This is a genomic window from Brachybacterium sp. GPGPB12, from assembly GCF_038396325.1.
Taxonomy (GTDB): Bacteria; Actinomycetota; Actinomycetes; order Actinomycetales; family Dermabacteraceae; genus Brachybacterium; species Brachybacterium conglomeratum.
The window spans coordinates 624,596-637,432 of the sequence record NZ_CP149573.1 but is presented as its reverse complement, the minus strand read 5'-3'; the positions used below and the strand labels follow the sequence as shown (position 1 = coordinate 637,432).

The following is a 12,837-nucleotide window of genomic DNA, read 5'->3' as shown; positions in this document are numbered from 1 at the left end:
CCATGACGACCTATGTGCTCACCGCCATCGGGGACGACCGACCGGGCCTCGTCGCCGCCCTCGCCGCCGCCGTCGACGAGCACGGCGGCGGCTGGGTGGACAGCCAGCTCGCGTTGCTGGCCGGTAAGTTCGCCGGCATCGTGCAGGTGGATCTCCCCGACGAGGCGGTCCAGGACTTCCTCTCCGCGCTCGAGGGCCTCGAGGCCGAGGTCGGGCTCGCGGTGGAGGCCGCCGTCGCCGAGCAGGCCGCTCCGCCCGGTCCTGCCCGCGCCCTTCGCCTGCGCCTGCTGGGCCAGGACCGCACCGGCATGGTCCGCGAGGTCACCACGGCGCGCGCTCGCAGGGCGCGACCATCGACGGGCGCGCTCCTGGACCCGTGAGGCGCCCGAGGGCGGCGGGATGCTCTTCGAGGCCGAGGCCGAGCCGCGCCTCCCGACCGAGTCCGACGAGGCCGACGTGCGCGAGGCGCTCGAGACGATCGCCGCGGAGCTGATGGTGGACCTGGAGCTCGACGCCCCGGAATGAGCCCGTGAGGGCCCGATGCTGGCGAATTCCGTGACCTTCGGGTCGCGGAATTCGTTGTACTCCGGTGAAAACTTCCGGGTTTCTCCGGGAACAGCCTTTTCCGGGACGGAAGTCCTCTAGGGTGGCCGCACGGGCCGAGGATGCTTACGACGTACAGTTCCCCTCTGCGGTGCGTCGTCGAGCAGTGCTCGCCCCCGTGTCCGCACACGTCCGAGGAGCCACTCGATGACCGGGTCCCCGCCCTCCGCCGCCACGACCACCACTGCCCAGGGCGCCGTCCCGCCCGGAGCCTGGAGAGCGCTCCTGCTGGTCACCCTCGGTTTCGCGGTGAACTTCTGGGCCTGGGCGCCGCTCAGTCCGCTGGGCCCGGTCTACGTCGAGCAGGGCCTCGCGCAGGACGCGTCGCTGATCGTGGCGGCGCCGGTCCTGGTCGGCTCCCTCGGCCGGATCCTGATGGGAGGCCTCACCGACCGGTTCGGCGGGCACCTCATGTTCCCGCTGGTGTCGCCGCTGACCGTGATCCCGGTGCTGTTCCTCGGTCTCGTCGGCCAGTACTCCTATTCCACGCTGGCTGCTCGGCGGATTCTTCCTCGGCATCGCCGGCACAACCTTCGCGATCGGCGTCCCCTTCGTGAACTCGTGGTTCCCGCCCGCCAAGCGCGGCATGGCCACGGGCCTGTACGGGGTGGGCATGGGCGGCACCGCCATCAGCGCCTTCACCACGGTGCCACTCGTGGACGCGGCCGGCGACTCCGCCCCCTTCATCGTCACCGCGATCGCACTGGTCCTCTACGCCGTTCTCGCCTGGCTGTTCATGCACGACGCCCCCACCTGGAAGCCCTCGGGCAAGAGCATGCTCTCCCAGACCCTGCTCGCCATGCGGCAGAAGGTCACCTGGCAGGCCTGCTACCTCTACGCCCTCTCCTTCGGCGGCTACGTCGCCTTCTCCGTCTTCCTGCCCACGATGCTGAAGAACTGGTACGGCCTCACCACGGCCGACGCCTCCTTCCGCATGGCCGGCTTCGTCATCGTCGCAGTGATCATGCGCCCGCTCGGCGGCACCCTCTCGGACCGGATCGGCGCCGTGCGCACGCCGCTGATCTCCTACGTGGCCGTGGCCCTCGCCGCGCTGATGCTCGCCTTCCAGCCCGCGCTGATGCCGCTGGGCACGATCGACTTCATCGTCATGGCCGCCGGCCTCGGCCTCGGCTCCGGAGCGGTCTTCGCCCTGGTCGCCCAGTCCGCCGACCCGTCCGTCGTCGGCTCCGTCACCGGCTTCGTCGGCGCCGCCGGCGGCCTGGGCGGCTTCGTCCCGCCGCTGGTGATGGCCGCGATCCACGCTGGCGCGGCGCCTACTCCCTCGGGATCGTCCTGCCGCTGATCGCCACCCTCGGCGCCGTCGTCGTCACCCTCTTCGTCGGCCGCGGCGCCCGCCGGGCCGCCGCCACCGCCTGATCCCTCACCGCTGACCCGTCCCCGCCCAGGAGGAGCCTTCCCATGACCATCCAGGACCGCCAGGACCCCGCCGAGCCGGGCATGGACTCACCGGTGTTCGACGCGCTGATCGGGGCGCGGAGGATGTTCAGCCGCTCCGAGCGGATCAGCGAGGACAACCGCGAGACCCACCGCGTCGGCGGCCGCGGCGGCGACTCCTTCTACCGCGAGCGCTGGAGCCACGACAAGGTGGTCCGCTCCACCCACGGCGTGAACTGCACCGGCTCCTGCTCCTGGAAGGTGTACGTCAAGGACGGCGTGATCACCTGGGAGTCGCAGGAGACGGACTACCCCTCCGCCGGCCCCGACAAGCCCGAGTACGAGCCCCGCGGTCGCCCCCGCGGCGCCTCCTTCTCCTGGTACACCTACTCGCCCACGCGCGTGCGCTATCCCTACGTGCGCTCCGAGTCGCTGCGCCTGTTCCGCGAGGAGAAGGCCAAGGCCCCCGGCAACGATCCCGTCGAGGCGTGGAAGGCGATCGTCTCCGACCCGGAGAAGGCCATGCGCTACAAGCGCGCCCGCGGCAAGGGCGGGCTGGTGCGGGCCAGCTGGGAGGAGGCCGAGGAGCTGGTCGCCGCCGCCTACGTCCACACTGTGAAGGAGTTCGGCCCCGACCGCGCCACCGGCTTCTCGCCGATCCCCGCGATGAGCCAGGTATCCTTCTCCTCCGGTGCCCGCTTCCACCAGCTCATCGGCGGCTCGATGCTGTCCTTCTACGACTGGTACGCGGACCTCCCGCCCGCCTCCCCGCAGGTCTTCGGCGACCAGACCGACGTGCCCGAGTCCGGGGACTGGTGGGACGCGGCCTACCTGATCATGTGGGGCTCGAACGTCCCGCTGACCCGCACCCCGGACGCGCACTGGATGGCCGAGGCCCGCTACCGCGGCCAGAAGGTCATCTCCGTCGCCCCCGACTACGCCGAGAGCGTCAAGTTCGCCGACGAGTGGCTCGCCCCGCACCCCGGCACCGACGCCGCGCTCGCCATGGCGATGGGCCACACGATCCTGCGTGAGTTCTACGTCGAGAAGCAGGTGCCCTATTTCGAGGAGTACTCCACCCAGTACACCGACCTGCCCTTCCTGGTGCGGCTCGAGCGGCGCCAGGACGGGAAGCTCGTGCCCGGCAAGTTCCTCGTCGCGAGCGAGGCGGGGGAGCACCGCACCGCCGAGGCCGCGACCGAGCACGCCGACTTCAAGCCCATGATGTTCGACCGCGCGAGCGGCGGGATCGTCGTCCCGAACGGCACCCTCGGCCACCGCTACAGCGCCGACGGGGAGGGCCGCTGGAACCTCGAGCTCGGCGACCTCGACCCGGCCCTGTCGCTGCTGAGCCACCACGAGGACGTCGCCGAGGTGCTCGCTGCCCCGCTTCGACACGGCCGGGCAGGGCGGCCGCGGCGACGTCGCGCGCGGCGTGCCCGTGCGCGAGATCGACGGCCGGATCGTCACCACCGTCTTCGACCTGCTTGCTGGCCGAGTACGGGGTGGGCCGCGAGGGCCTGCCGGGGCAGTGGGCGCGCGGCCTCGACGACGCCGAGGCGCTCTACACCCCCGCCTGGCAGGAGACCATCACCGGCGTGCCGGGCGTGGCCGCGGCGCGCATCGCCCGCGAGTTCGCGCAGAACGCGATCGACTCCGGCGGCCGCTCGATGATCATCATGGGCGCCGGCACCAACCACTGGTTCCACTCCGACACCATCTACCGCTCCTTCCTCACCCTGACCAACCTCTGCGGCACCCAGGGCGTCAACGGCGGCGGCTGGGCCCACTACGTCGGCCAGGAGAAGGTCCGCCCGATCACCGGCTGGCTCCACCTCGCCAACGCCCTGGACTGGACCCGGCCCCCGCGCCAGATGACCCAGACCACCTACTGGTACATGCACACCGACCAGTGGCGCTACGACCGCTTCGGCGCCGACACCCTCGCCGCCACCACCGGCGCGGGCCGCTTCGCGGGCACCACCACGGCCGACGCCGTCGCCCTCTCGCAGCGCCTGGGCTGGCGACCCTTCTACCCCCAGTTCGACATCTCCTCCCTCGACGTCGCCGACCGCGCCGCCGCCGCGGGCGAGGAGACGATCCCGTATCTCGTCGACCAGCTCAAGCAGGGCGGGATCAACTTCGCCGCGGAGGATCCGGACGCCCCGCAGAACCACCCGAAGATCTGGTCGATCTGGCGGGCGAACACGCTGGGCTCCTCCGCCAAGGGCGACCAGTACTTCTTCCGCCACCTGCTCGGCGTCGACTCCGCCGCCACGGCGGAGGAGACCCCGGAGCACCTGCGCCCCCGGGACGTGCGCTGGCGGGAGGAGGCGCCGATCGGGAAGGTCGACCTGATGCTCACCCTCGACTTCCGCATGACCAGCCACACCCTCCACTCCGACGTGGTCGCGCCGGCGGCGACCTGGTACGAGAAGCACGACCTGTCCACCACGGACATGCACCCCTTCGTCCACTCCTTCAACCCCGCCATCTCGAACCCGTGGGAGTCCCGCACCGACTGGGAGACCTGGGCCGGGATCGCGCGGCGCTTCAGCGAGCTGGCCCAGACGCACCTGGGCACCCGCAAGGACGTCGTCGCCTTCCCGCTCCAGCACGACACCCCCGGCGAGCTCGCCACCCCGCACGGCAGGGTCCGCGACTGGAAGAAGGGGGAGTGCGAGCCGGTCCCGGGCCTGACCATGCCCACCCTCGTGGAGGTCGAGCGGGACTACACGCAGATTCACGCGAAGTTCACCTCCATCGGCCCGCTGCTCGAGAAGCTCGGGATGACTACCAAGGGCATCACCTACGACGTGAAGGAGTACGTCGCCGAGCTCGGCCGCCTGAACGGCGTCCACCGCACCGGTCCTGCCGCGGGCCGGCCGAAGCTCGAGACGGACCTGCAGGCCTGCGAGTTCATCCTGGGTCTGTCCGGCACCACCAACGGGCACATGGCCACCGAGGGGTTCAAGACCCTCGAGAAGCGCACCGGCACGCACCTGCACGACCTCGCCGCCGAGCACGAGGGCAAGCGCATCCACTTCGCCGACACGAAGGCCGCGCCGGTCCCCGTGATCACGAGCCCGGAGTGGTCCGGCTCCGAGTCCGGCGGGCGCCGCTACAGCCCCTTCACCATCAACGTCGAGCGGAAGAAGCCCTGGCACACCCTCACCGGGCGCCAGCACTACTACCTCGACCACGACTGGATGCTCGAGATGGGGAGGCGCGCCCGTGTTCCGGCCTCCGCTGGACATGACCGCCCTGTTCGGGGAGCGGGCGCTCGGGGAGAAGGACGAGGCGGGCACTTCGATCTCGGTGCGCTACCTGACCCCGCACAACAAGTGGGCGATCCACTCGATGTACATGGAGAACTTCTTCATGATGAACCTCTCTCGCGGCGGCCAGACCATCTGGATGAGCGTCGAGGACGCGGAGGCCGTCGGCATCACCGACAACGACTGGATCGAGGCCACCAACCGCAACGGCGTCGTCGCCGCACGGGCGGTGGTCTCCCACCGCATGCCGAAGGGCACCGCCTTCATGCACCACGCCCAGGACCGCACCGTGAACGTGCCGCTGACCGAGCGGGACGGCATGCGCGGCGGCATCCACAACTCGCTGACCCGCATCATGCTCAAGCCCTCCCACCTCATCGGGGGCTACGGCCAGCTGTCCTACGCCTTCAACTACTACGGCCCGACGGGCAACCAGCGCGACGAGGTCACGATGATCCGCCGGCGCACCGCCCCCGTCGAGTACTGAGCACCGAGAGAACGAGGAGAGACGACATGCGCGTCATGGCCCAGATGTCGATGGTGATGAACCTCGACAAGTGCATCGGCCGCCACACCTGCTCGGTGACCTGCAAGCAGGCGTGGACGAACCGCTCCGGCACGGAGTACATCTGGTTCAACAACGTCGAGACCCGGCCCGGGCAGGGCTACCCCCGCGGCTACGAGGACCAGGAGAAGTGGAAGGGCGGCTGGGAGCTGACCTCGTCCGGGCGCCTCACCCCGAAGGCGGGGGGCCGGCTGAAGAAGCTCCTGCGGCTCTTCTCCAACCCGCGCCTGCCCGGCATCGAGGACTACTACGAGCCCTGGACGTACGAGTACGACAACCTGCTCAACGCCCCCGCGCAGCAGGAGAACATCCCCACCGCGCCCCCGAAGTCGCTGATCACGGGGGAGCGCACCCAGATCCAGTGGTCCGGCAACTGGGACGACGACCTCGGCGGCACCTACCTCCACAAGGACAAGGACCCGATGCTCAAGGGCATCGAGGACAAGGTGCAGTTCGAGTTCGACCAGACCTTCATGTTCTACCTGCCCCGCATCTGCGAGCACTGCCTGAACCCCACCTGCGTGGCCTCCTGCCCCTCCGGCGCGATCTACAAGCGCGAGGAGGACGGGATCGTGCTGGTGGACCAGGACGGCTGCCGCGGCTGGCGGATGTGCATCACCGGTCGCCCGTACAAGAAGATCTACTTCAACCACCGCACCGGCAAGGCCGAGAAGTGCACGTTCTGCTACCCCCGCATCGAGCAGGGGGAGCCGACGGTGTGCGCGGAGACCTGCGTCGGCCGTCTGCGCTACATCGGCCTGGTCCTCTACGACGCCGACCGTGTCACCGAGGCCGCCTCGACCCGGGACGAGAAGGAGCTCTACCGCGCCCAGCGCGACATCATCCTCGACCCGCACGACCCCGAGGTGATCGCCGGCGCGAAGGCCGCCGGGATCCCGCACGACTGGTCGCTGGCCGCGCAGAAATCCCCGACCTACAAGCTCATCAAGGACTACGAGGTCGCGCCGCCGCCGCACCCCGAGTACCGCACGATGCCGATGGTCTGGTACATCCCGCCGCTCTCGCCCGTGGTCGACGTCGTCCGCGACACCGGCTACGACGCGGAGGACGCCGAGAACCTCTTCGCCGCGATCGACGCGCCGCGCATCCCGGTGGAGTACCTCGCGAACCTCTTCACCGCCGGGGACGTCCCCACCGTGGAGCGGGTGCTGTACCGGATGGCGGCGATGCGCTCCTACATGCGCGACATCAATCTCGGGCGCGAGCCCCGGGAGGGGATCGCGAACGCCGTCGGGATGGACGGCGAGACGATGCAGGAGATGTACCGCCTGCTCGCGATCGCGAAGTACGAGGACCGCTACGTCATCCCCGTCGGCCACCACGAGTCCGCGCACGACCTGGAGGGGGTCGGCACCGACTGCCCGCTGAACGCCCCCGGCGGACCGGGCATGAGCATGTCCCTGCCGGAGGAGTCGCTGGGCATGTCCGGGCCCGGCTACGCCACCAAGCGCCAGCAGAACGGACCCGAGCGCCCCGAGGGCGTGCGAATCAACCTGCTGAACTGGGACGGCCGCGGCCGCCCCGACGGGCTCTTCCCCGAGCCGGCGACGGGAGGTGCCTGATGGGCGCCCTCGCCCGCCTGCTCGGCAGGCGCACGGCCGACGGCGCGTCCGCGGCGGACGGCGGGGGAGCGGGCGCCGCGACCCTCGCCCCGAAGCGGGTGCGCTCGCCGAGGGACCTGCTGCATGCCTCGGGCCTCACGACCCCGCAGGCTGCGCGGCACCTGGCTCGCGGTCTCCTGGTTGCTGACCTACCCCGACGAGGCGACCGTGGAGCGGCTCGGGCAGGTGGCCGAGCTCGTGGAGGACCTGCCCGAACCCGGCCGCACCCAGGCGCGCGGCGAAGACCTCCACGCCTTGCGGGAGGCGGATCCCGTCCTCGTGCAGGAGCAGTACGTCGACACCTTCGACACCCGCCGTCGGGGATGCCTGCACCTGACCTACTTCAGCCACGGCGACACCCGCCGCCGCGGGATGGCGGCGCTGCGCATCAAGCAGGACTTCCGCGCCGCGGGGGTCGAGGTCGGCGAGCAGGAGCCGCCCGACCATCTGCCGCTCGTGCTCGAGTTCGCCGCGGGCCACGACCCGGAGCGCGGCGCGAAGATCCTGCGCGGCAACCGCCCGGGCGTGGAGCTGCTGCGCCTCCACCTGGAGGAGATCTCCTCGCCCTGGCACGGTGCGCCGCTCGCCCTGTGCGGGACGCCGCCGCCGCTGGACGCCGACGACCGCGCCGCCGTGCTCCGCCTGGCCGAGGAGGGCCCCGAGGAGGAGACCGTGGGCCTGGACGGCTACGGCCTCGACGCCGACGCCGGGGCGCTCGCCGGTCAGACCTTCGCCGCGAACGGCTGCGACTCCCGGGCCACCGCCCCCGGACCCGTCCCGCTGGACCTGCTGAGAGGACGCCCCTCATGAACGACACCTCGACCCTCGACCTGCTGCTGTGGGTGGTCTCGCCCTACATGGTGCTGGCGGATTTCGTGCTGGGACACGTGTGGCGCTTCCGCGCCGACCGCTTCGGCTGGACCACCCGCTCCAGCCAGATCTACGAGTCGAAGCCGCTCTCGATCGGCTCGCCGATGTTCCACTACGGGATCATCGTGATCTTCGTCGGTCACGTGGTGGGGCTCGGGATCCCGAAGTCCTGGACCCGCTTCTTCGGCGTCTCCGACCACGTCTACCACCTCATGGCGGCCACGATCGGGCTCGCCGCCGCAGTCGCGTGCGTCGGCGGGTCGCTGATCCTGATCTACCGTCGACGCACGAATACGCGCGTCTTCGGCGCGACCACCGTCGGCGACAAGATCATGTACCTCTTGCTCTCGCTCGTGATCACCTTCGGCGTGCTCGCCACGCTCGTGCACACCACCTTCGGCGACTACGACTACCGCGAGGGCGTCTCGATCTGGTTCCGTCAGTTCTGGACCCTGCGACCCTCGACGGAGCTGATGGGCCAGGCACCGATCTTCTTCCAGCTCCACGTGCTCAGCGCCCTGCGCTGTTCGCGGTCTGGCCGTTCACGCGTCTCGTGCACGTCTTCGCGGCACCGGTCGGCTACCTGACCCGTCCCTACATCCTCTACCGGAGCAAGGACTCGCGCCGCGAGTCCGAGCGCCGCGGTTGGGAGAAGGTGGACTTCTGATGGCGGCGAGAGAACCGGTGACGCTGCAGAGCGACTGGGAGACGACGCTGCTGCCGTGGATGCGGGACATCGCCGCGCACCTCGAGGTGGGCGGTGTGGACCTCGACGTGGACCGGGTCCACCTGATGACGGGCGTGGTCGCCGACGGGGTGCGGCGCTCGATGGCGCCTATCTCCGCGTTCCTCGTCGGCGCCGCGGTCGCGCGCGGCGCCGGGCTCGAGGAGGCCTGCGCGGCGGTCGAGTCGCTCACCCGGGAGAGGGCGCGGCGGCGCCGGCCCGGATGACACGCATGTCACCCCTTGTGATTGCGTTCACAGACGGTAGTCTGGTACCTGCGGTCTCCCCCATCCAGCCGCCCCCGTCACCACCGAGAGGACCTGTCCGGTGATCAGCTTCCGTCCTTCGCCGTCCAAGAACACCCTTCACGCCGGTCGTGCGGCGAGGTTCGCCGCCGGCCTCATGCTCGCCGGCGCGCTCGGCGTTGCCGGTGCCGGCGCCGCCGGCGCCATCGAGGCCAATCCGCAGAAGATCGAGGCCAACCCCCAGGCCGCGGTCTCCGTGCAGAAGATCGAGACCAACCCGCTCAAGCGGATCGAGACCAATCCGCTGAAGATCGAGACCAACCCTCAGATCGAGACCAACCCGCAGAAGCGGATCGAGACGAACCCGCAGTACTGATCGACCCCGCTGCAGGTCGCCGCTGACCACGACGACGGCCGGTGCCCCACACGGGGCATCGGCCGTCGTCGTTCCTCGTCGTCGTCCTCGGACGGCGCGCCCGCGCGGGGGCCCTCAGCGGTCCGCGATTTCGCCGACGTGGGTGATCGTGAGCACCGGCTCGCCGGCCTCGTCGGTCGCCTCCAGGTCGAGCTCCGCCTCGATCGCCCAGTCGTGGTTCCCCTCCGGGTCGTCGAGCACCTGCCGGATCCGCCACAGCCGGGACTCCTCGGTGATCTGCAGCGGCTGCGGGGAGCGAGCGGGGCCGTCGATGCCGACCTCGTCATAGGTGTCGTAGTAGGCGTCCATCGCCTCCGCCCAGCGCTTCCGGTCCCAGCCGGAGGCGCCGTCGAGCTCGGCGAGCCGCTCCTCGCGCTCGAAGGCGAAGTGCTCCACGCGCCGCCACATGGCGGCCCGCACCATCGTGCGCAGCACCTTCGTCTGGGCGGAGAGGCCGCGGGGGCTCGTCGGCCGGATCTCCGAGACCCCGTCCTCGAGATCCTCGGGATGGGTCAGCGCCTCCCACTCGTCCAGCAGCGAGGAGTCGATCCCGCGCACCAGCACCCCGAGCCACTCGATCATGTCCTCGAGCTCCTCGGTGCGCAGGTCCTGGGGGACCGTGCGCCGCATCGCCTGGTAGGCGTCGGAGAGATAGCGCGAGACGATCCCCTCGGAGCGCCGCAGGCCGTAGCGCTGGACGAACTCGCTGAAGGTCTGCCCGGTCTCGTAGATCTCACGCACCACGGACTTGGGGAGAGGTCCTCGGCCCGCACCCACGGGCGGTCGCGGGCGTAGATCTCGAGCGCGGCCTCGAGGTCCGCCTCGAGCGGCTTCGGCCAGGTCACCTCGTCCAGGCGGGCCATACGCTCGGTGTACTCGACCCCGTCGGCCTTGAGCTCGGCGAGCGGCTCGCTCCGGGCGGCGTTCTGCTGGGCGAGCAGGATCTGGCGCGGGTCCTCGAGGATCGCCTCGAGGATCGAGACGGTGTCCAGGGTGAGGGTCTCGGAGTCCTCGTCCAGCGAGTCGATCATCGCGATCGCGAAGGGGGCCAGCGGCTGGTTCATCGTGAAGTCGAGCTGGAGGTCCTCGACCAGGGAGAAGCGACGCCCCAGATGGTCCACCTCCTCGAGCACCTCGATGATCTCCGCGTCCCGCAGGCCGCGGAAGATCTCCACCGCCTCGCGCACCAGCTTCAGCTTCTGGGCGCGGGTCTGATGGCTGGTCATGATCAGGTGGCGCCCGGCGGCGACCGCATCGCCCGGCCGCGCGATCAGCGCGAGCACCATCGAGGCGGTGATCCGCAGGTGCGGGCGCGGCGCCTCGGGCGGGTTCTCGACGAGCTTGGTGAGGTTCTCCTCGGACCAGCTCACCGCACCCTCGGGGATGCGGGGCTTCGGCTCCTTCTTGCGCTTCTTCGCGCTGTTGGGGGCCTTGCCGGCCTCCTCCCGGGCGCGGCGCTTGGCGCGCTCGCGCTCGAACTCGATGGTCCACGTCGGCGCCTGCACCACGACGTGACCGACGGTGTCGTAGCCGGCGCGTCCCGCCCTCCCGGCGATCTGGTGGAACTCGCGGGCGTTCAGCAGGCGCATCCGCTTGCCGTCGAACTTCGCCAGCCCCGTCAGCGAGCACGGTGCGGATCGGCACGTTGATGCCCACGCCGAGGGTGTCGGTGCCGCAGATGATCTTCAGCAGACCGGACTGGGCGAGCTTCTCCACCAGGCGCCGGTACTTCGGGAGCATGCCGGCGTGGTGCACGCCGATGCCCTCGCGCACCAGGCGGGAGAGGATCTGCCCGAAGCCCTTGGAGAAGCGGAAGTCGCCGATCAGCTCGCGGATCCGCTCCTTCTCCTCGGCGCTGAGGATCTTCCCGCCCTGCGGCGCCTGCGCCTGCTCGAGGGCCTCCTTCTGGGTGAAGTGGACGATGTACACCGGGGCGTCGCGGTCCTCGAGGATCGTCGTGATCGTCTCCGGCGCGGTGTGAGCGACCAGCGGAAGTCCAGCGGCACGGGCCGCGGCGCATCGGCCACCACCGTCACGGCGCGCTCGGTGCGCTCCTCGAGGTCCTCCACGAAGAAGGAGACGTCCCCGAGGGTCGCGCTCATCAGCACGAACTGGCGCGGGGCGGCTCCACGAGCGGCACCTGCCAGGCCCAGCCGCGCTGCGAGTCGCCGTAGAAGTGGAACTCGTCCATCACCGCGAGCCCCACCTCGGAGCCGGGACCGTCGCGAAGCGCGTGGTTGGCGAAGATCTCGGCGGTGCACACGATGATCGGCGCATCGTGGTTCACCGCGGAGTCGCCGGTCATCATGCCCACGTTCTCGGCGCCGAACTGCGCGACGAGGTCGAAGAACTTCTCGCTCACCAGCGCCTTGATAGGGGCGGTGTAGTACGAGCGCTCACCGCGGGCCATCGCGGCGAAGATCGCGGCGTAGGCGATCGTGGTCTTGCCCGAGCCGGTGGGTGTCGCGGCGATCACGTGGTCCCCGGCCGCGATCGCGAGCGACGCCTCCTCCTGGTGGGGGTAGAGGGTGCGACCGACCGATTCCTGCGCGGAGACGAACCCGTCGACGATGGCGTCCTGAGCGTTCTCAGCGGTGCGCGGGGGGAGGAAGGGCGTCAGGCTCGGCATGGCCCCAGTCTGCCAGGGCGCCCCGCAGGCGGACGGCGCTACGCTCGACGCGCCCGCTGTGCCGACGGAAGGACGACGATGCCCGCACGACGCTCCGAGGACCCCTCCCTCACCGATGCCGAGAAGCGCGGCGAGGGCGCGCGGGAGCACTGGGACGAGGCCGCCCGCGCCGCTGCCCGTCCCACCCCGCTCCAGCGATCGTTACCGGATCGTGACGATGCGGGGGAGGGTGATCCTGACGCCCCCTCGGCCGGTGCCCTTGGATCGGCCGCGGCCTGCGAGGACGGCGACGAGCCTCGGGGAGCTTCCAGTGGTCAGGAAACTACCGATGAGTAGTAATCGCTCCGGAGATCGAATCGGACAGAAGCGGACGACCGGGAACTCTCGGACGGAGTGACCTCGCTCACGTCACGTAGCGTGCCGTCACGGCCCTGCGGGGTCGTCATCCCACCCCCGTTGTCCCGCTGTCGAAAGGCACTCCCGTGACGCAC

General features: G+C 70.5%; 7 protein-coding genes and 3 pseudogenes. 9 read left to right on the top strand and 1 reads right to left on the bottom strand.

The features are described from left to right. Window positions 1-2 precede the first annotated feature (2 nt). The 9 genes and pseudogenes from WKH84_RS03535 to WKH84_RS03495 all read left to right on the top strand — a co-directional run bounded on the left by WKH84_RS03535 (window position 3) and on the right by WKH84_RS03495 (window position 9,678). Window positions 3-380 carry an ACT domain-containing protein gene (locus WKH84_RS03535; protein ID WP_341855639.1) on the top strand — a complete coding sequence of 126 codons (378 nt, stop codon included), beginning with the start codon at window positions 3-5 and terminating at the stop codon, window positions 378-380. A 19-nt stretch (window positions 381-399) separates the two neighbouring features. Then, entirely contained in the window at window positions 400-525 is a 126-nt protein-coding gene (locus WKH84_RS03530) for a hypothetical protein (RefSeq protein WP_341855638.1), read from the top strand. A gap of 559 nt (window positions 526-1,084) precedes the next feature. After that, on the top strand, window positions 1,085-1,906 hold the full coding sequence (locus tag WKH84_RS03525; RefSeq protein ID WP_341856762.1) for an MFS transporter: 822 nt from the start codon (window positions 1,085-1,087) through the stop codon (window positions 1,904-1,906). 116 nt (window positions 1,907-2,022) lie between these two features. After that, a pseudogene (locus WKH84_RS03520) lies at window positions 2,023-5,763 on the top strand (nitrate reductase subunit alpha). Window positions 5,764-5,789: 26 nt separating this feature from the next. After that, a complete protein-coding gene (gene narH, locus WKH84_RS03515; protein WP_341855637.1) occupies window positions 5,790-7,424 on the top strand; it encodes a nitrate reductase subunit beta in 1,635 nt (544 codons plus the stop codon). Window positions 7,425-7,604: 180 nt separating this feature from the next. Further along, window positions 7,605-8,273, top strand: a complete 669-nt coding sequence (gene narJ / locus WKH84_RS03510) for a nitrate reductase molybdenum cofactor assembly chaperone (protein WP_341855636.1) — start codon at window positions 7,605-7,607, stop codon at window positions 8,271-8,273. Then, a pseudogene (narI, locus tag WKH84_RS03505) lies at window positions 8,270-9,000 on the top strand (respiratory nitrate reductase subunit gamma). Before narJ ends, narI begins: the two are co-directional and overlap by 4 nt. 17 nt (window positions 9,001-9,017) lie before the next feature. Next, a complete protein-coding gene (locus WKH84_RS03500) occupies window positions 9,018-9,284 on the top strand; it encodes a DUF6457 domain-containing protein (RefSeq protein WP_341855635.1) in 267 nt (88 codons plus the stop codon). Between the two features lie 100 nt (window positions 9,285-9,384). Beyond that, window positions 9,385-9,678 carry a hypothetical protein gene (locus tag WKH84_RS03495; protein ID WP_341855634.1) on the top strand — a complete coding sequence of 98 codons (294 nt, stop codon included), beginning with the start codon at window positions 9,385-9,387 and terminating at the stop codon, window positions 9,676-9,678. A gap of 114 nt (window positions 9,679-9,792) precedes the next feature. Here WKH84_RS03495 and WKH84_RS03490 read toward each other — a convergent pair. Further along, window positions 9,793-12,346, bottom strand: a pseudogene (locus WKH84_RS03490) (DUF3516 domain-containing protein). Window positions 12,347-12,837 lie beyond the last annotated feature (491 nt).

Coding starts and splice junctions, on each gene's coding strand:
- WKH84_RS03530 (WP_341855638.1), top strand. CDS start 400: ATGCTCTTCGAGGCCGAGGCCGAGCCGCGCCTCCCGACCGAGTCCGAC.
- narH (WP_341855637.1), top strand. CDS start 5,790: ATGCGCGTCATGGCCCAGATGTCGATGGTGATGAACCTCGACAAGTGC.
- WKH84_RS03535 (WP_341855639.1), top strand. CDS start 3: ATGACGACCTATGTGCTCACCGCCATCGGGGACGACCGACCGGGCCTC.